The following is a 17,925-nucleotide window of genomic DNA, read 5'->3' on the forward strand; positions in this document are numbered from 1 at the left end:
CTCAGCCGCTGACCACGGTCGGCACTGCGGCGACCACCCAGGCGAGTCCTGGCCCGATGAGGCACATGAGGCCGGCGTAGCCGATCATCTGTCGGTAGTAGCGGTCGCGGATGCTCGGATGGACATTGGCCAGGAGCATCGCGCCGTTGGTCGAGAACGGACTGATATCGACGATGGTCGCGGCGATCGCCAGCGCCGCGACGAACCCTCCGACATGCACGTCACCCGACTCGAGGAACGGCACCGCCAGGGCGATGACGACTCCGATGATCGCCAAGGACGACGCCAGCGCGGAGATCAGGCCGGACATGTAGAACAGCAGCAGCGCTGCCAGCAGGGGGACGCCGATCGCTGAGATGCCGGCCGAGACCCATTCGACGGTTCCGGCCTCCTGCAGCACGGCGATGTAGGTGAGCACTCCGCAGATGAGGATGACGATCGACCATGAGACCTTCGACAGCGCGGCCTTGCCTGCGGCCGGGTCGATGGCGGCGAGCACTACCGAGATCGTGATGGTCACCAGGCCCACATCCCAGCTGAAGATGATCACGGACAGCGCCATCGCGATGAGCCCGATCAGGGTCGGGATCTGAGAGCGTGTGAGACGGATGGTCGTTCCGCCGTCGGATTCGGACCCTGGGTGGGGGTGAGCCTCATCTGCCTCCGCGCGCAGTCCTGGCCGGCGACAGAGGACGAACCAGACAACGACCGCGAAGACGGTATTGAAGATGAACGGGGCGAGGAACAAGGTCAGCGGCGCAGGGGTGAGGCCGTTCTTCGTCAGATAGTCGTTGATGAAGATGCCGTAGACGCTGATGGGCGAGAACGCGCCGGCCAGGGCGCCGTGGACGACGAGCAGACCGACCATGAACTGATTGATCCTATGACGCCGCGCGAACGACAGCGCCAGCGGCGCGATGATGGCCACGGCGAAGAGCGCCCCGAGCGAGATGAGGACAGCTGTCAGCGCGAAGAAGATCCAGGGCATGAGTCCAATGCGCCCGCCGACGAGCTTCACGCACCAGCGGACGATCACTTCGATCGCGCCGTTGTTCTGGGCGAAGCCGAAGAGATAGGTCAGGCCGACGAGCGTAAGGAAGAGGTCGACGGGAAATCCTGCGAGGAACTCTTCGGGCGCCTGGTGCAGGACGAGGCCGCCGACGCCCGCGGCCGCGATGAAGCCGAGCAGGCCCATATTGATGTCCCGCCAGGTTCCGATGACGAACATCAGTCCGAGGACGATTACGCAGATCAGTTCTGCACTCATGGGTTCAGCTTCTCCTTCGAACGTCAGCCGCGGAATGTCCGGCGGCACATGGGCATGCGACTCAAATTAATGCATGTCACCTGGTGCGATCAGGTCCATTCGGCATATGAACTCACAGCGACGCTCAGCGGAAGGACTCAGGAGCCGATTCGCCGCTTCGTATAACTGAGGGCAGAATTCGTCCATCGCGGATAGTGCGGACGATCACAGACTCGTTAGTGTGTCATTCAGCTTCATCGGGCCGCACGAGAGTCGTTTGGACTCAGCGCGGCATCCTCCTTCTCTCAGTCTGCGAAAGGTCGCCGTCGATCATGAACGAATCCACACCGGAACCCAGCGAATCCGATGTGCTCACGGCCGCCTCGGCGATCGTCGATGCCTTCGCCGCCACGGACACTCAGTCGTATTTCTCCCGATTCGCCGAGGACGCCTCGTTCGTCTTCCACCCCGAAGCGCGACGCCTGAACACTCGTGCGGAATATGAAAGGGAGTGGGCTTCGTGGTTGGCCGACGGCTGGTCAGTGGCCGCCTGCGCGTCATCGGACCAGCTCGTCCAGACCTTCCCCGGTGGAGCCGTGTTCTCCCACACCGTCGATACGACCGTGAACACCGCAGACGGGCGGGAATCGTACCGGGAACGCGAATCGATCGTCTTCCGCCGCCTCGGTGACGGTGGACTCATCGCCATCCACGAACACCTCTCCACGGTCCCGGACCCTGCCGACAGCTCGTCGGCGGCTGGTCCCAGTGCCGCCGAAAGCAAGCCCAGCGCCGAGGAGGTCGCGCAGTGAACTGGTACCGCCGTTTGGAACAGCGATTGGAATCCGGCCACGATTCCGGAGTCATCCGCGGAACCCTGAGCGGGGGACGGATGTTCATGATCTGGCTGGCCGCGAACCTCGTCGTCACGACCCTGTTGACCGGAACCCTGTTCGTCCCCGGCGTCGACTTCACCACAGCGGTCATCGTCATCATCGTCGGCACGCTCATCGGCACCGTCGTGCTCACGCTCATCGGCAACATCGGCACCCGCACGGGCCTGGCCACCATGGCCATCACCCGCGGTGCCTTCGGCGCCAAGGGCAGCTTCCTGCCGGTCGCCGCCAACGTCATCATCCTCATGGGCTGGAGCTGGGTGCAGGCCATGTTGGCGGGAATCAGCGTCAACTACGTCGTCGCACAGACGACGGGATTCTCCAACCCGATCCTCTTCTCAGTGCTCTGCCAGGCGCTCGTCGTCGGACTGGCGATCCTCGGCCACGAAGGGATCGAGAAGGCCGAACCCTGGTTCGCTCTTCTCATCCTGCTGGTCATGGCCTATGTATTCGTCATCGCGTTCACGGGACACTCACCCGGCGAATACGCAGGAATCGAGAGCCTGCCGGAGCTCGAGTTCACTCCGGTCCTCGCACTCGATATCGTCATCTCCACAGCCATCTCCTGGACCGTGCTCTCCGGCGACCTCAACCGTTTGGCCGGGACTCAGAAGGCCGGAATCGTCGGATCGGGTCTGGGCTACCTGACCTCGACCGTGCTGGCGATGCTGCTGGGTCTCACTGCGTTCAGCTTCATCCTGCTCGACGGGGGAGACCCGGCCGAATTCGACCCGACGGCCCTAGCCGCGGAATTCGGATGGGCGCTGGCCATCGTCATCTTCCTCTCCGTCATGGCCACGAACACGATGGTCGTCTACGGAATGGTCAACTCCGTCGTCGGCGCACAGAGCAGGACGAAGCTGAAGTTCCTGCCGACGGCCCTCATCCTCGGCGCGATCTCGATCATCGGTTCGACCTGGCTGGCCCTGCTCGACCAGTACACCGACTTCCTCACGATGATCGGGGCGTTCTTCGTCCCCGTCTTCGCCATCCTCATCGTCGACTACTACATCATCAAACGCGGTGCCTACTCACCCGACATCCTCAAGGACTCCGGCGGCCTCTACTCCTACACCCGCGGAGTCAACTGGGTGGCCGTCGGGGTGTGGGTCCTCGGGGCGTTGGCGTCCTATGTGCTCACCTACGCCTATCCCAGCCCGATCGGCGCGACGATCCCGTCTTTCGCCATCTCCTTCGTGCTCTACCTCGTGCTGTCCTGGGGCAGCCGAGCGAAGTTCGCGGGAACTCGGCATGCGCACCTGGCCGACGGGATCCGCGGAAGCTGAACGGGGAGTTCTCGGTTCCGGGCCGCGAACTGACCACTATGTGCCGTTCACAGGTGATGAAGCAGCACAGGCGCTATGATCGCAACGGTCGGCCGGAATCACAGAAGGGAACCGGGTGTCTGTGATGGTAGTATTCGACAGGTTCATGCCCCCGAACCGTCGACTCAACCCCGAGGCGCTGGCCTGGGTCGCGGTGATCGTGCTTGCCATCGTCATGCTCGCGGTGGAATCGTCGATCGCCGTCTCGGTCAATGAGGCCCCCGTCGCATTGGCCTTCGTCGTCACCATCGTCCACGTCGGGTCCATGCCGCTGTCCATGCTGCGCCCGCTCTTCGGCACGATCATGTCGATCGCCGCCTGCACTGTGCTGCCGCTGCTGGGGCCGCTCGTGTCGGGTGTGCCGTGGCCGTGGATGGTTCCGATGATGATCACTCAGATCGTCATCATCCTCGTCATCGGCCTCCGCGCCCACTGGGGAGTGGCCCTGGCTGCACTGCTCGGCAGCATCGCAAGTTCGGCGGCCGCGGTGCTCATCACTCATCTGCTCGTCGCAGACACCCGCACCGACGGTGCCATTGTCAACATCCTCATCTACTCCTGCATCGCCGGCGGCGTCTACCTCGCCGCGGTCATCATCCAGCAATGGCAGCTCATCCGCTCCCAACTGGTCCAGGAGAAGGAGAACACCGCGGAGGAGCACTCCAAACGCGTGACCATCGAGGAGAAGGCCCGCATCGCCAGGGAACTCCACGACATCGTCGCCCACAGCATGTCGATCATCAACATCCAGGCCTCCAGCGCACCGTTCCGCCATGCCGGGATCGACTCAGAAGTGGCCAAAGAGTTCGAAGACATCTCCAGCTCCGCCCGCACAGCGCTGACCGAGATGCGCGGACTGCTCAGCGTCCTGCGCAACGATGAAGGCGGAGGCGAACTGGCGCCGCAGCCGAAGTTCTCCGAGATCGACCCGCTCATCGAGAAGGCCCGACAGGCCGGAGTGCAGGTCACCGTCGAACGCAGCGGCGAACCGATCGACCACCTCATGCGCGACAGCACCGGACTCGCCGGCTACCGCATCATCCAAGAAGCCCTGAGCAACGCGATCCGCCACGCCCGCAACTCCGCCATCGCCATTAGCATCCGCGGTGGCAGCTCAGCCGTCTGGATCAGCGTCACCAATGACCACGGCGACGGTCCCGGCGAGGCCGCGAAACACGAGAAGCACAGCCGGCAGGGACTGATCGGCATGCGCGAACGGGCAGCCTCCGTCGGTGGGGAGATCCGCAGCGGAGCCACTGCCGACGGAGGCTTCGAAGTCGAAGCAGTGCTGCCGCTTTCGCCCCGCGAACGCTCGACCGACGACGGTGAACCGAGCGCCGACACACCGGTCACGGACACTTCGGCCACGGACAAGGAGACCCCATGATCAGGATCGTCATCGCCGATGACCAAGCGATGGTCCGCGCCGGCTTCGCCGCGCTGCTGAGCGCTCATGCAGATATCGAGGTCATCGGACAGGCCGAAGACGGTGCACACTGCGTCGAGCTCGTCGCCGACCTTGGCCCCGATATCGTCCTCATGGACGTCCGAATGCCGCTGATGGACGGAATCGAAGCAACCCGCACGATCGTCGCCGCGAATGCCGAGACCCGGATCATCATGCTCACCACCTTCGACATCGACGACTATGTCTTCGATGCCATCCGCGCCGGGGCCAGCGGTTTCCTCCTCAAGGATGCCCCGCCCAGTGAACTCGCCGAGGCGGTCCGCATCGTCGCCGGAGGCGAAGCGCTCCTAGCGCCGAGCGTGACGAAACGAGTCATCGAACACTTCGCCACCGGAGGACAGAAGCCCAACCGCACAGCGCTGCCCGAACTCACCGACCGAGAACGCGAGATCCTCATCCAAGTCGCCCGCGGAGCGTCCAACACGGAAATCGCGGCGAGTCTGCACATCGCAGTGCAGACCGTGAAGACCCACGTCTCCCGGATCCTGTACAAACTCGATGCCCGAGATCGCGCCCAAGCAGTCATCGCCGCCTACGAATCAGGTCTCATCGTCCCCAACAGCTGAGTTCTGCACCTGTCCTCACCTCGGACCCCCTACCCGAGTAGGGGGTGAAGAACGGCTCCCAGGGGTGACGAAAAACGGCGCGGGCATCCATACGGTGGGAACCATGAACCCGTCTGACCTCATGACTTCCGAACCGTCTTCCCCAACTGCGACCGAACTGTCGACTCCGGCACCGGATCGGGCCACGCGGGCCGCAGTGCTCGAACGCAGGCGAGCGAAGAGGGGAACCGCCGAACAGGAATTCACCAGCGACTTCAGCGCGCTGATGGCGCAGGTCAAAGAAGCGGGCCTGCTGGCCAGACGGCCGGGCTGGAACACCCTGCGCTTCGTCCTCCTCGGGCTCGGCTACGTCGCATCCTTCGCCATGCTCTTCCTCATCGGTGAGAGCTGGTGGCAGATGGCGACCGCAGTTGTCTTCGGTGCACTGTTCACCCAGACCGCCTATGTCGCCCATGACGCAGCACACCGGCAGATCTTCACCAGCGGAAAGGTGGGGGAGTGGGTGTCGACGATCATCGGCAACCTCTTCATCGGACTGAGCTACGGATGGTGGCTGAAGAAGCACAATGCACTTCACCACGCCAATCCGAACAAGGCCGGAGTCGACGGAGACATCGCTCCTGGCGCCCTCGTCTTCACTCCCGAGGATGCACGTGAACGCACAGGCCTGGCCAAATGGTTCGCCGCACGTCAGGGCTGGTTCTTCCTGCCGCTGCTGACCCTGGCCGGCCTCCAGCTGCACGTCGAATCCGTCAAAGCCATCGTCCGGGGACAGTCGTCGATCAAACGCCGTTGGATCGAAGGCGTCTTCATCGGAATCCGCCTCATCGGGTTCCCTGCGCTCGCCATCTGGGCGGCAGGTCCTCTCATCGGCAGCGTCTTCTTCCTCGTCCAGCTCGCCGTCTTCGGCGTGCATATGGGCGGATCATTCGCCCCCAACCACAAAGGACAGCCGATCGTACCCAAAGATGTGAAGATCGACTTCCTGCGCCGTCAGACGCTGATGTCACGCAATATCTCCGGCGGTCGCTTCATGGGATTCCTCATGGGCGGTCTGAACTATCAGATCGAACACCACCTGTTCCCCAGCATGCCGAGCGTCAACCTGCACCGGGTGCAGCCGATGGTCCGCGAATACTGCCGCCAGAAGGACATCACCTACACCGAGACGACTCTGCTCGAGTCCTACAAGATCATCATCGCCTACCTCAACCGGGTGGGCCTCGGCGAAGCAGACCCCTTCGATTGTCCCGTCACCGCGCAGTTCCGGTCGCGCTGACCGGCGGGCCTTATTCGGTTCGCACCGAGGGACCGTCGGGGGAAACTCAGGTGAGGTGATCGTGGTCGCCGGAGACCCATTCGGCATAGCGTTCTGCTGAGGTCTGCACTGCAGAGTGTGCCCCGGAACCGATCGACTGACCGAAGTTGCCGTACATGCGGTCGAAGTCGAGATCGATCACCGAGGCGGCGATGCGCCTGACGACCGTGGCCGATAACGGCAGATAATTCGGGAAGCTGCGCATGAACGTCACCCACCCCGATCGCGCCACCGGACCGATCGAATCGCCGCTGAGCATGACCCCGGCGCCGTCGGCGCCCGTCCAGACTGCCACCGCACTGCCGGGGAAATGACCTCCCGTCCTCCGGAGCCTCACCCCAGGCACCGGCTCCGCCTCGTGGAAATAGGGGCAGACGGCCCGGCCGGTCCGCTGCACCCATTCGAGGTCGGCCCGGCACACGAAGACGGGAGCTCCATCGAATGCGGCACTCCATTCCAACTGGGTGCCGAACATGTGCGGGTGGCTGGCGGCGATCGCCGCAACTCCGCCGAGGTCCCGGATCGCCGCGACCGCCTCGGCGTCGATATAGGCGGGAACATCGAAGAGCACATTGCCGGAATCGGTGCACACGAGATAGCAGGTCTGCCCGATCCCGAGCTTCGGTTCGACGCGGATGGCGAAGAGACCGGGTTCCCTCTCCGTGGTGGCGATGCGGTGGCCCTCGGATTCGAGGTCTGCCCGAGTCGTCCACTGTTGGCCGGAGGCAGGAACCCATTGCCGATCGTCCTCGCAGATCGGACACAGCTGTGGTGGAGGCGTCGTCGTCTCCACCCCGCAGGTGCGGCAGATCGTCACATCGGAAAATGCCACCATGTCATCCTCTCGGTTCCACAGAGGAAACCACAGACTCCCACCGAGCCTAGTCCTCACATGAAGTGAAGACCAGGATCGATGGGAGTCCAACGACGCGGCAGCTTGTCAGTGGGCGGCCGTGTGCGCCTTCCTGTGGGCGAGGACGTGGCCGACGAGGATGAGCGCGATGCCGACGACGAGCCAGGCGCTGAGCACCCACCACTGGAGAGCCGACGGCGCGTCAGGGAAGTAGGAGAGATCGCGCAGCAGCGTGCCCGCCGCTCCGGGCACGAAGAACTGACCGATATCGCCCCAGGAGCCGGCGAGGAACTCCTTCGGCTGATTGAGCGAGGCGATCGGATTGCCGATGAGCATGGTGAGCACTGCACCGAACGCGATGCCGGCAGGTCCGATGAGGGAGACGAAGCCGTTGATCAGGCCGACCGTGGCCGCGATCGACAAGCCGATCGCCAGGGCATTGATCGCGAAGTTCCCCTGCAGGATCCCGAACCAGGTCTGCATGATCAGGGCCAGTGCCAGTCCTCCGACGACTCCGTAGACGATGGTGCCGACCAGGCGCATCCGTCGTGAACGGATGCCCATGCTGGTGAGCACACCGCCGACGATGCCGCCAAGGGTCAACGGCAGACCCGCGATGGCCAGTCCCGCACCGGAGGGATCGTCGTCGGAGAGCGGCACGACGTCGGTGATCTTCACCTGCGGAACCTCCGTCGCCGAGGCGGCCGGATCGGCGCCGTCTCCGGCCGGGTTGCCCTGCGGCGGGGCCTGACTGGAGGCAGCGGCCTCGAGAGCCTTCTGCATCTGCTCCTGCATCTTCTTCGTGCCTTCCTGGAGGCCCGAGATCGCCTGTTGGTCGATGTTGTGCTGCATCTGGGTACCGATTCCGCTGAGCTGCTGCGCGACAGCAGGGGAGGCGGCCTTGGCGATGAGGATCTCCGGTTCGTCCTCGAGGACGAAGGCGCCGTAGACCTCTCGCTGTTCGATGAGGTTCACCGCCTCGGCGCGTGAGTCGACGGTCTTGAGATCGAGCATGCCGTCCGGGGCGTTCTCAGCGATCTGGTCGATCTGCTCTTCGTCTCCGACCGCTGCGATCGGCAGGTCTTTGGGGTCCGAGGTCACGGTCGGCCAGCTGAAGGCGAGCATGACGAGGCTGACGACGGCGGCGGCGAGGACGGCGACGAGGATCGCGCGTCCGAACTGTGGGGGAGCGGCCTGCGCCGCCTTCTCCGGTGTCTCGCTCACCGCCGAGTGGTCGGCCTTGTCTTCTCTGCTGAGTATCTGGGTCGGCATGTCTGTCCAATCATCGAAAACGAATACTCGTTCATTATGAATCCATCCGCTAGGATATATCAAGAATGGTCATTCGTTTTTTGGGGGAGATGTGCCGAAGGTCACCGAGGAGCACAGGAGTGCGATGCGTGCCAGGATTCAGGATGCGGCGCTGGCCTGTTTCGCGCGCAGGGGGTTCGCCGGTGCGTCGATGGCCGACATCGTCAAGGAAGCGGGGCTGTCGGCCGGAGCGGTCTATGTCTACTATGCGTCGAAGGCCGACCTGATGATCGACGTCGCCCGCCGGGTGATGGAGCCGCGCATGGCGGTGCTCGAGGCGGCCAAGTCCGGAAGTGAGGTGACAGCTCCTGCCGAGGTGTTCGTCGAGCTCATCGATTCCCTGCTCATCGACAATCCGTTCGCCTCGGTCATGGTTCAGGTCTGGGGGGAGTCTTCCTACGACAAGGAGTTCGCGAGTTTCGCCGGTGGGGTCTTCGAGACGCTCATCGAAGAATTCACCGTTTATCTTGCTGCCTATCTGCAGGATCAGCGGGGAGCGGACGCTGAAGGCGCGCGGGCTCGTGCCGCGGCAATGGTGCCCGGGCTGCTGGCAATGATCCAGGGGGCCGTCGTCCAGTCGACCGTCTTCGGCGAATCCTCCCGGCTGCGGGTCCGGGCCGGAATCGAAGCAGTGATCTCCAGCGTCGATTTCTGAGCTCGTCGGCTGCTCATACGGAATCGCCGTCGTCATCGACCGAGTGGACGCGGTCTTCGCGCATGCTCACCGTATCGACGCCGCTCAGTTCCATGAGCGGGGCGACGAGCAGGTGCAGAGGCCGCTTTCCGTCGAACCTCACATCGACCTGCACCATCCGTGTCTCGTCGGGGGACTCGAAGCGGCGCGAATCGACGATGGTATTCGCAAAACCCATTCGGCCGGCCAGAGCGAGGATCTCGCGGAGGACACCGGCCCCGTCGTGGTAGGTGATGCGCAGGAGTTTGCGATGGTCGCTGTTGGGGATCTTGCGGATGAGAGGCGCGATGACGAACAGCGTGAACAGGTGCAGAGCAGTGAGCATGGCGGCCAAGGGCAGCATTCCCGCACCGCAGGCCATTCCGACGGCCGCGGTGACCCAGATCGTTGCGGCGGTGGTGAGTCCGCGGACCATGTTGCGTCCTTTGAAGATGACTCCGGCGCCGAGGAAACCGATTCCGGAGACGATCTGCGCGGAGATTCGTGAAGGGTCGAGGCGGACGTCGTTCTCGAGCACTCCGGCGAATCCATACGCGGAGATCAGAGTGAAAGCGCAGGTGCCGATGCCCACGAGCACGTGGGTGCGGTACCCGGCGGCCTTCTGCCTGAACTGCCGCTCGAAGCCGATGAGGGAACACAGGACGAAGCTGGCCAGCAGCAGGCCGGCTTCCAGCAGGCCGGTGCTGCTCATGATGTTCTCAAGCGACGCGGAGTTGACCATAGTGCCTTCACCATAGCCCCACACCCAACGAACAACCCCCAATTACTACCTGACGGCGGCCCAGCAACCTCGCGCGAGGTTGCTGGGCCGCCGTCAGGTAGCAGGTCAGACTGTGGAGGGGATCGATTCCTCGTGAGGTCTGCGGCTGCGGGCCTGGCCGTCGCCGGCGGTCGGGGGCCGGCGATCAGACTCCTGTGCGTCGGTGCCGTCGTCGACGATGGATCCTTGAACGGTCTGGTACGACTCCTGGCCGGGCGCGGAGTCTTGATCGGCCGCCTCGGCGTCGGATTTCGCATGATCCGGGGACATGCCCAACGCCAATGCCTGCTTCCGCTGTTCCTTGGCGATCTCTCGCTCGCGTTCGAGGTGGAGATTGCCGAAATCATGGGCCGTGCGCGGCGGTTTGATGCCATCGATGAGGAAGACGAGAGCCAGCGACACCAGTCCCCACAGGCCGAGGACCTGCAGATGTTCGGTCACGACATCGCCGTCGAAATACAGGATCGAGCGGATGGTCTCGACCGAGGCGGCCATCGGCAGAAAATCGTGCAATGTGGCGAAGAACTTCGGCACCATATACTGCGAGAGGGCTCCGTTCGACGACGGCACGCCGGCGAACATGAGCGTGCCGATGACCGGGATGATCGCGAACATGCCCAAGAGCCTTTCGAAGACCATGGCGAACATGGAGATGCAGGCGATGGCGATGATGCCGGCACCCCACAGCGCCGCGAAATGCCCGTCGACGGCTCCTGTGATCGGACCGGCGATGGTCGCGACGACCAGCGACATAAACGGTGCGTAGACGACGATGATCGGCAGCATCCGCTTCAGCGGCCTGGTCCACGGGTTGGCGTTAGCGGCAACGATGACGACCATGAAGCCGGCGAGGATCCATCCCATCGCCACGTACATCACAACCACGCCGTTCTTGTCCCGATCGGGCAAGGGCTTCAGGTCGTCGACCGTGAGATCGGAGTCCTGCGCCTGAGCCACCTGTTCGAAGACCTGTACGGCCACACGGTAGGAAGCGTTGTTGCCGGCCTGGTTGGCCAAGAGCTCGAAATCCGGATTCTTCTCGCTGGGTAGGACGAGCGCGGCGACCTCATCGCGGTTCTCCACGAGCCGACGGGCTTCGCCCTTGTCATCGAGCGCGGTGAACTCGAACTTTCCGTCCATCTGCTCATCGAGCTGCTTGATCGTGTCTTCGGCCTGTTCGACCGAGGACCCGACGACCGCGACCGGCATGTCCTTCGGCGTCGGCGAATGCATCGCTCCGAGCATGAACGTGATCATCATGGTCACCATCGCCAGCGGGAAGAGGGTCAGCGAGATGTAGCGCATGAGCTTCGTATCCGGCCTCCGGCCGCCGTGGATCGCTGCCACATTGACATCCAGCGGCACAGGGTGTTCATTGCGCTTGGCGTAGAAGTGGTCGTAGACCTTCGTCAGCAGCAGGCCGGCCACCGCGCCGAGGGCGAGGACGAACAGGTGTCCGGTGACTCCGTCGCCGTCGAAGTAGAGCACGGAGCGCAGGGACTCGCCGATCGCCGGCATCGGCAGGAACTCGTGGGTGAAGCGGAAGAACTTCGGCATGCTGTACACCGGCATCGCCATATTCGACGACGGCATGCCGAGGACCATGAGGAAGAGGATCCCGAGAATCACACCCAGTGCCCCGACGAGGCGGGTGATGAAGAGCTGGACGGAGGAGATGGCGAAAACGCCCAGCCAGGCGATGCCGAGGACGGCCGCCGTGTCCTTGACATCGACGACATCGAGGATCGGGCAGGCCACGGTCCACACGAGGCCGGCGATGGCAGCCGACCACCCGGCGAGGATCGGCACGATGCGTTTGAACTTCAGCAGTTCAGGCGAATTCGACCGCAGAACGCTGAAGGGCATGTAGCCGGCCATGACGATGGAAGTCATGAGGAACATCGCCGCCATCCCGGACGGATCGTTGTCCGGCAACGGGACGATGTCGTCGGTCTTGACCGTGAAACCGTCTTCAGCGAGCGCGGGACGCACGAGCTGCTCGACGGTGGTCGACTGTTGGACCCCGGCTCCGCTGGCGGTGACGATCGTCGCGGTATCGCCCTTGACGATGATCGCCGCCGAGGCCTCCCTGTCATAGACGTCCTGGCGGGCGTCGTAGACATCATCGGTCGTCTCGATTTCGAAGGCGTCGGGTTCGGCGCCGTTGATCGCAAATGTCACATCATCGGCCTTGGCCGATGACCCCGCCACCACGATGGGCATGTCGTTGGCTTCGGGGGAGTGCATCGTCCCCAGGTAGCTCGTGATCATCATGCCCACGAAGATGAGCGGCATGAGGAAGATCGCAACGGTGCGGCCGATGAATTCGGCCTTCGCGCGTTTGGCCGCTGCTTGGTCCTCGGTGGTCGCAGTCGAGCCGGCCTCGGAGTCGGATGCCGGGTGCGATGTCGGGTGCTCGGACTCGAGGGCCTCTTTTCTCGTTCGCGGTTGGCTATCGGACATTGTCGTCCCCTTCAAGGATCGGAAATCGTGTGATCCTCGTCGACCACGGTGAACTTCGCCAGTTTAAGACACGTGACTTAAAATTGTGAAATCGAGAACTTGTGATTTCGAGAGCGAATGGAAAGATGAGGGAATGACCATCCAGAGTGACCGGGCGCGGGATGCCCTGCTCGACGCCGCCGAAGAGCTGTTCGCGCGCAATGGGATCGATGCGGTATCGAACAGGCGCATCGTCGAACACGCGGGGGCTGCGAATCACTCGGCGATCGCTTACCATTTCGGCGGCCGCGAGGGGCTGCTGCGCGCACTCGTCGAGCGCCACCATGACGAAATGGCTCGGCGCAGGCGTGAGCTGACGGAGCAGCTGGGCGAGACGCCGAACATCCACGAGCTCGTCACGACTCGTCTGCGCCCGCTCATCGAGCTGCTCGACAGTCTTCCGAAGCCGAGCTGGCGGGCGCAGTTCATGTCTCAGATCTCGGCTGTCCCCTCCGCCGTCGAGGTGGCCAAAGAGGTGATCGGGGACGCGGACCTGCCCGATGATTTGCGATTCATCAACGGAGCGGTCGACGGGATCCCCGAAGGGGTTCTGCGCGGTCGCGCCTATCTGCTGGGGAGCATGGTCGTCGGCGTCTGCGCCGACCAGGAGGCGAAGATGAATGAAGACGCCAATAAGGGCAGCTGGGAACAGGTCGGCCGCTTCCTCATCGATGCGGCGGCGGGAATGCTCGGGGCACCGGTGACCGACCCGGACGGTGCCGTGCGCTACCCGAGCGTTCCCCTGCTCTGATCAGCTGACAGCCCCGCCCGGACCTCTTGCTATTACTACCTGACGGCGGCCCAGCAACCTCGCGCGAGGTTGCTGGGCCGCCGTCAGGTAGCAATAACAGGTGTTTTGGTCAGTTGCAGCCGTCGGGGCCGCAGGCGGCGCCGACGGCGAAGTCCTTGCCCGCTGACTGCGGAGTGCCGCCGAGCACCGTGAGCTTCTGCCCTTCGTCCCAGGCCGTCTCGAGTGCCTGAGAGAAGACCTCCGCCGGTTGGGCTCCGGAGATCCCGTACTTGCGGTCGATGACGAAGAACGGGACTCCATTGGCGCCGAGCGCGCGGGCCTCACTGATATCGGCCCGCACCTCGTCCGAGTACTCATCGGTTGCGAGGATCCGGCGGACCTCGTCGGGATCGAGGCCGATCTCACGTCCCACCTCGGCGAGGTAGTCGACGTCACCGATGTCGCGACCCTTCTCGAAGTGGCCCGAGAGCAGCATCTCCTTGGCCTCGGACATGAGTCCGTGGGTCTTGGCGAAGTGGAGGAAGCGGTGGGCGGTGAAGCTGTTGGCCACGACGATCGAGTCGAAGTCGTAGTTCAGGCCGACTCCGGCAGCCTGCTCTGTGACATGGTCGAACATCTGCCGCACCTGAGCGGCGGGCATGCCCTTCATCTGACTGAGGTATTCGGTCTCGGTGCCGTCGAAGTGATCGGGCAGGCTCGGATCGAGCTGGAAACTGCGCCATTGGACGTCGACGTCGTCCCTGTGAGCGAAGCCGTCGAGGGCATCCTCGAAGCGACGTTTTCCGATATAGCACCAGGGGCAGGCGATGTCCGACCAGATCTCAATCTTCATATCATTGCCAACCGTGTCCATCTCATGGTTATTCCGCAGGTCCGGCTCAGAACAGAGCCTGCTGCGATGGGGCGGTGAGCTGCTGCGTCGGAGCCGCTGGCACGCCCACCGTCTGCCGGTTTCGGCTCGACTCTGGGCGACCGCGCATCCGCGAGGTCGCAGGGTAGTCGTCATCGCTGCGTCCGCGCAGGTCATATCGGTCGATAAGGGGGTTGATGCGCTCACTGAGCCACCGACGATACTCCTTCGATGCGTAGGATGAGCCGGCGTACATCCTGCGATAGCGGGGGAGCAGCTCGGGGCGGTTGTGTTCGAGCCATTCGAAGAACCATTCGCGGGCGCCGGGGCGCAGGTGCAGCGCCCCGTAGACGACTCGCGCGGCTCCGGCGTCCTTGATCGCCCGTAGAGCGGATTCGAGGTGGTCACGGGAGTCGGTGAGCTTCGGCATGATCGGCATCATGAAAACGGTGACATCGAACCCGAGTTCTGCGGCCGCGCGCACGGTGGCCAGCCTGGCCTTCGTCGTCGGCGTGCCGGGTTCGAGTCTCTGCTGCAGAGCGTCGTCGTGAACGGCGATCGACATGCTGATCTCAACAGGAGCGTCTTCGGCGACGCGGGCCAGCAGAGGCAGATCCCGTCGCAGCAGCGTGCCCTTGGTCAGAATCGACATCGGAGTCGACTGTTCGGCCAGTGCGCTGATGATGCCCGGCATGAGGGAGTAGCGGCCTTCGGCGCGCTGATAGGGGTCGGTGTTCGTGCCGAGTGCGACATGGTCTCGCTTCCATGTCGGACGCGCCACCTCGGCGGCGAGGACATCGGCGATATTGATCTTGACTACGACCTGGCGATCGAAGTCGGTCCCGGAATCGAGATCGAGGTAACGGTGAGTGTTCCTGGCGAAGCAGTACACGCAGGCGTGTGAGCAGCCGCGGTAGGGGTTGACGGTCCAGGAGAAGGGCATCGAGCTGGACTGGGGAACCCTGTTCAGCGCCGACTTCGCCAGCACCTCGTGGAAGGTGATTCCTGAGAATTCCGGCGTCTGCACCGACCGGACCAGTCCCTTCGTCCCGAAGAGGACAGGTGTGCTGGGGTCGGTGCTGGCGCTCGCTTCGTTCCACCGCATGACATCATTCGAACATGAGTTCGAATGTGAGTCAAGGGTGGGGCGTGACACTCAGGCGAGGTCAGGAAACGCGCAGTCCCTTGAACTCGCTGCGGTGGAAGACCAGGGCCTCGGGTCCGTCGTCATTGCGAGTGCCGAGGATCTCGAGCAGGGCCACGGTGTGGTCGCCGGCCGCGACCTCATCGTAGAGCCGGGTCCAGAGGAACGCTGAGCTGCCGGGGATCGTCAGTGCGCCTCCGGCAGTGATCTCAGGGCTGACGCCGGTGAATCGTCGACTGCGGTCCTTGGCTGCCAGCTGCCTGGCCAGGTGCTCCTGGTCAGTGCCCAGCAGTGAGATCCCCAGCTCGGGGGCTCGCCGCAGGGTGGGCCAAGTGGTCGATGTGTTCTGGACGGCGACGCTGACCAATGGTGGGTCGAGGGAAACGCCGACGGTGAGGGTGGAGGCGACGAGGCCCAGTGGCGCCGCATCGATTTCGGCGCCGATGAAGGCGACCCCCTGGGGAAAATGGGAGAAGGTCTCGCGGAGAGCCTCAGGTGTTGCGGGGGTCACCGGGGCCGGTGACTGTGCGGTGCGGTCTGCCAAGAGTGTCATTCCTTCACCTCTGCGTTCGTGTGGTCGTCGGTGTCTCAGATGCCAGTTGATGCGATGACGCTCACCGATCCGTTGAGCAATCCAAGAGTGTGGGTTCGTCTGTCGGAGTCGTTGAGGTCGATCATTGCAAAGCGGAGGCGCCGGTGTCGTGGCCGAGGTCATATGAAGACGACTTATGACCGCATATGACGCTGAGAGTCGGGGCGTGACGGAAACGTGCGGCCGGTGACGGGGTTCGGGCATAGATTGCTCAGCGAATCATGCGCTCGTCAGGCAGCGAGCCTCCCGAACCCCGCCGCAGAGGAGAACCCTATGACGCAGACGCCGGTCACCGCACCGAGCACCCAGGACCCGCCGCAGCGGTTCCTGTCCGGAAAGAAGCGGGTGCTGGCCTCGGCCTTCGCCGGGACGACGATCGAGTGGTACGACTTCTACCTCTACGGCACCGCCGCGGCCCTGATCTTCAACGTCCAGTTCTTCCCCTCCGACAGTGAGCTCGGCAGCCGACTCGCGTCCTTCGCTACTCTCGCCGTCGGATTCTTCGCTCGGCCCTTGGGCGGAATCGTCGCCGGCCACCTCGGCGACCGTGTAGGTCGCAAGGCTCTGCTCGTCGTCTCCCTTCTGTCCATGGGGACGGCGTCGACGCTCATCGGCCTGGTCCCGAACTTCGACGCCATCGGCTGGTGGGCCGCTGTCTCCCTCGTCGTTCTGCGTATCGTCCAGGGCCTGTCGGCAGGTGCCGAATGGGGCGGATCGGCTCTGCTGTCCGTCGAACATGCACCCGCCCGCAAACGCGGTCTCTTCGGATCCTTCACCCAGATCGGATCTGCGGCGGGAATGCTGTTGGCCACCAGCTCCTTCTTCCTCGTCCAGAACCTGATGAGTGATGAAGCGTTCGAGGCCTTCGGCTGGCGCATCCCCTTCCTCGCCTCCGCGCTGCTCGTGGCACTGGGACTGTGGATCCGCCTCGGCGTCTCCGATGCGCCTGAGTTCCAGGAGCTCAAGGATTCCGGAAAGGTCGCCAAAGCACCGCTGCGGGAGGTGCTGACCGCTCATCCGCGGGTCCTGCTCGTCACCATCGGACTGCGCCTGGCACAGAACAGCGTCTTCTACCTCATCACCGTCTACATGCTCAGCTACCTGGCGGAGAATCGCGGCGATTCGACCTCGGGAGTCACAGCCGTCATGATCGCCTCGGCGGTCGGACTGGTGACCGGACCGGCCTGGGGGTGGGCCTCGGACCGGATCGGTCGCAAGCCCGTGACGATCTTCGGACTCATCGGCATCGCAGTATTCGGCTGGTTCTTCTTCGCCTTCCTCGACGCAGGTCCGCTGGGACTGCTACCCCTGGTCGTCATCCTCGGCATGAATCTCGCCCACGATGCCGTCTATGGTCCCCAGGCGGCCTGGTTCGCCGAACAGTTCCCCATCGAAGTCCGCTACTCGGGTGTGAACATGGGCTACCAGCTGGGCACCGTCATCGGCGGCGGAATCATGCCGATGGTCGCGGCCCTGCTCTACGTCGCCGGCGGCCACTCGCCGTGGCTCATCTGCGGCTACCTCACCCTGCTGTGCGTCCTCTCGCTCATCGCCGCCATCGGCGCCAAAGATCCTGCCCGAGCGCTCGCGCGCACCGCGGCCTGAACACACCCGCCGGTACGTCGGCCCGCACCCATCGCACCACCATG

The 17,925-nt window shown here is 63.9% G+C and carries 16 protein-coding genes; 8 read left to right on the forward strand and 8 right to left on the reverse strand.

Annotated features, from left to right (window positions below):
- Position 1: 1 nt before the first annotated feature.
- On the reverse strand, positions 2-1,267 hold the full coding sequence (locus KTJ89_RS00655; RefSeq protein WP_259356597.1) for an SLC13 family permease: 1,266 nt from the start codon (positions 1,265-1,267) through the stop codon (positions 2-4).
- Between the two features lie 311 nt (positions 1,268-1,578).
- Here KTJ89_RS00655 and KTJ89_RS00660 point away from each other — a divergent pair, with 311 nt between their 5' ends.
- The 5 genes from KTJ89_RS00660 to KTJ89_RS00680 all read left to right on the forward strand — a co-directional run bounded on the left by KTJ89_RS00660 (position 1,579) and on the right by KTJ89_RS00680 (position 6,780).
- A complete protein-coding gene (locus KTJ89_RS00660; protein WP_259356598.1) occupies positions 1,579-2,058 on the forward strand; it encodes a YybH family protein in 480 nt (159 codons plus the stop codon).
- A complete protein-coding gene (locus KTJ89_RS00665; RefSeq protein ID WP_248284042.1) occupies positions 2,055-3,428 on the forward strand; it encodes a purine-cytosine permease family protein in 1,374 nt (457 codons plus the stop codon). Before KTJ89_RS00660 ends, KTJ89_RS00665 begins: the two co-directional genes overlap by 4 nt.
- A gap of 145 nt (positions 3,429-3,573) precedes the next feature.
- A complete protein-coding gene (locus KTJ89_RS00670) occupies positions 3,574-4,854 on the forward strand; it encodes a sensor histidine kinase (RefSeq protein WP_259356599.1) in 1,281 nt (426 codons plus the stop codon).
- Positions 4,851-5,501: a response regulator gene (locus tag KTJ89_RS00675; RefSeq protein ID WP_139469577.1), complete on the forward strand. Its 651-nt coding sequence runs from the start codon at positions 4,851-4,853 to the stop codon at positions 5,499-5,501. The genes KTJ89_RS00670 and KTJ89_RS00675 overlap by 4 nt, the downstream gene beginning before the upstream one ends.
- A 103-nt stretch (positions 5,502-5,604) precedes the next feature.
- A complete protein-coding gene (locus KTJ89_RS00680; RefSeq protein ID WP_229663882.1) occupies positions 5,605-6,780 on the forward strand; it encodes a fatty acid desaturase family protein in 1,176 nt (391 codons plus the stop codon).
- A 46-nt stretch (positions 6,781-6,826) separates the two neighbouring features.
- On the opposite strand, the gene KTJ89_RS00685 is transcribed toward KTJ89_RS00680, so the two are convergent.
- Positions 6,827-7,654 (reverse strand): MBL fold metallo-hydrolase, encoded by an 828-nt coding sequence (locus KTJ89_RS00685; protein WP_139469576.1) that lies wholly within the window; start codon positions 7,652-7,654, stop codon positions 6,827-6,829.
- A gap of 105 nt (positions 7,655-7,759) precedes the next feature.
- Positions 7,760-8,944 carry an ABC transporter permease gene (locus KTJ89_RS00690; RefSeq protein ID WP_259356600.1) on the reverse strand — a complete coding sequence of 395 codons (1,185 nt, stop codon included), beginning with the start codon at positions 8,942-8,944 and terminating at the stop codon, positions 7,760-7,762.
- 124 nt (positions 8,945-9,068) lie between these two features.
- Between KTJ89_RS00690 and KTJ89_RS00695 the strand changes: the two genes are divergently transcribed.
- Positions 9,069-9,638: a TetR/AcrR family transcriptional regulator gene (locus KTJ89_RS00695; protein WP_139469574.1), complete on the forward strand. Its 570-nt coding sequence runs from the start codon at positions 9,069-9,071 to the stop codon at positions 9,636-9,638.
- A 13-nt stretch (positions 9,639-9,651) separates the two neighbouring features.
- Here KTJ89_RS00695 and KTJ89_RS00700 read toward each other — a convergent pair whose 3' ends face one another.
- Both KTJ89_RS00700 and KTJ89_RS00705 read right to left on the reverse strand, forming a co-directional pair.
- A complete protein-coding gene (locus KTJ89_RS00700) occupies positions 9,652-10,398 on the reverse strand; it encodes an MgtC/SapB family protein (RefSeq protein ID WP_259356601.1) in 747 nt (248 codons plus the stop codon).
- 105 nt (positions 10,399-10,503) lie between these two features.
- Positions 10,504-12,900, reverse strand: coding sequence for an ABC transporter permease (locus KTJ89_RS00705; RefSeq protein WP_259356602.1), 2,397 nt, complete (start codon positions 12,898-12,900; stop codon positions 10,504-10,506).
- A 133-nt stretch (positions 12,901-13,033) separates the two neighbouring features.
- Between KTJ89_RS00705 and KTJ89_RS00710 the strand changes: the two genes are divergently transcribed.
- Positions 13,034-13,690, forward strand: coding sequence for a TetR/AcrR family transcriptional regulator (locus KTJ89_RS00710; RefSeq protein WP_139469571.1), 657 nt, complete (start codon positions 13,034-13,036; stop codon positions 13,688-13,690).
- Between the two features lie 109 nt (positions 13,691-13,799).
- Here the strand turns inward: KTJ89_RS00710 and KTJ89_RS00715 are convergent, their stop codons facing one another.
- The 3 genes from KTJ89_RS00715 to KTJ89_RS00725 all read right to left on the reverse strand — a co-directional run bounded on the left by KTJ89_RS00715 (position 13,800) and on the right by KTJ89_RS00725 (position 16,237).
- Positions 13,800-14,522: a DsbA family oxidoreductase gene (locus KTJ89_RS00715; RefSeq protein ID WP_259356603.1), complete on the reverse strand. Its 723-nt coding sequence runs from the start codon at positions 14,520-14,522 to the stop codon at positions 13,800-13,802.
- Between the two features lie 46 nt (positions 14,523-14,568).
- Positions 14,569-15,645 carry an Rv2578c family radical SAM protein gene (locus KTJ89_RS00720; RefSeq protein WP_259356604.1) on the reverse strand — a complete coding sequence of 359 codons (1,077 nt, stop codon included), beginning with the start codon at positions 15,643-15,645 and terminating at the stop codon, positions 14,569-14,571.
- Positions 15,646-15,706: 61 nt separating this feature from the next.
- A complete protein-coding gene (locus tag KTJ89_RS00725) occupies positions 15,707-16,237 on the reverse strand; it encodes a flavin reductase family protein (protein WP_181270361.1) in 531 nt (176 codons plus the stop codon).
- Positions 16,238-16,549: 312 nt separating this feature from the next.
- Here KTJ89_RS00725 and KTJ89_RS00730 point away from each other — a divergent pair, with 312 nt between their 5' ends.
- On the forward strand, positions 16,550-17,881 hold the full coding sequence (locus KTJ89_RS00730) for an MFS transporter (RefSeq protein WP_139469567.1): 1,332 nt from the start codon (positions 16,550-16,552) through the stop codon (positions 17,879-17,881).
- The last annotated feature ends 44 nt before the right edge of the window (positions 17,882-17,925 follow it).

Source organism: Brevibacterium sediminis (genome assembly GCF_024895295.1).
Classification (GTDB): domain Bacteria; phylum Actinomycetota; class Actinomycetes; order Actinomycetales; family Brevibacteriaceae; genus Brevibacterium; species Brevibacterium sediminis.

Coding starts and splice junctions, on each gene's coding strand:
- KTJ89_RS00695 (WP_139469574.1), top strand. CDS start 9,069: ATGCGTGCCAGGATTCAGGATGCGGCGCTGGCCTGTTTCGCGCGCAGG.
- KTJ89_RS00700 (WP_259356601.1), bottom strand. CDS start 10,398: ATGGTCAACTCCGCGTCGCTTGAGAACATCATGAGCAGCACCGGCCTG.
- KTJ89_RS00655 (WP_259356597.1), bottom strand. CDS start 1,267: ATGAGTGCAGAACTGATCTGCGTAATCGTCCTCGGACTGATGTTCGTC.
- KTJ89_RS00670 (WP_259356599.1), top strand. CDS start 3,574: ATGCCCCCGAACCGTCGACTCAACCCCGAGGCGCTGGCCTGGGTCGCG.
- KTJ89_RS00720 (WP_259356604.1), bottom strand. CDS start 15,645: ATGCGGTGGAACGAAGCGAGCGCCAGCACCGACCCCAGCACACCTGTC.
- KTJ89_RS00705 (WP_259356602.1), bottom strand. CDS start 12,900: ATGTCCGATAGCCAACCGCGAACGAGAAAAGAGGCCCTCGAGTCCGAG.
- KTJ89_RS00715 (WP_259356603.1), bottom strand. CDS start 14,522: ATGAAGATTGAGATCTGGTCGGACATCGCCTGCCCCTGGTGCTATATC.
- KTJ89_RS00690 (WP_259356600.1), bottom strand. CDS start 8,944: ATGCCGACCCAGATACTCAGCAGAGAAGACAAGGCCGACCACTCGGCG.
- KTJ89_RS00725 (WP_181270361.1), bottom strand. CDS start 16,237: ATGACACTCTTGGCAGACCGCACCGCACAGTCACCGGCCCCGGTGACC.
- KTJ89_RS00675 (WP_139469577.1), top strand. CDS start 4,851: ATGATCAGGATCGTCATCGCCGATGACCAAGCGATGGTCCGCGCCGGC.
- KTJ89_RS00710 (WP_139469571.1), top strand. CDS start 13,034: ATGACCATCCAGAGTGACCGGGCGCGGGATGCCCTGCTCGACGCCGCC.
- KTJ89_RS00730 (WP_139469567.1), top strand. CDS start 16,550: ATGACGCAGACGCCGGTCACCGCACCGAGCACCCAGGACCCGCCGCAG.
- KTJ89_RS00680 (WP_229663882.1), top strand. CDS start 5,605: ATGAACCCGTCTGACCTCATGACTTCCGAACCGTCTTCCCCAACTGCG.
- KTJ89_RS00660 (WP_259356598.1), top strand. CDS start 1,579: ATGAACGAATCCACACCGGAACCCAGCGAATCCGATGTGCTCACGGCC.
- KTJ89_RS00685 (WP_139469576.1), bottom strand. CDS start 7,654: ATGGTGGCATTTTCCGATGTGACGATCTGCCGCACCTGCGGGGTGGAG.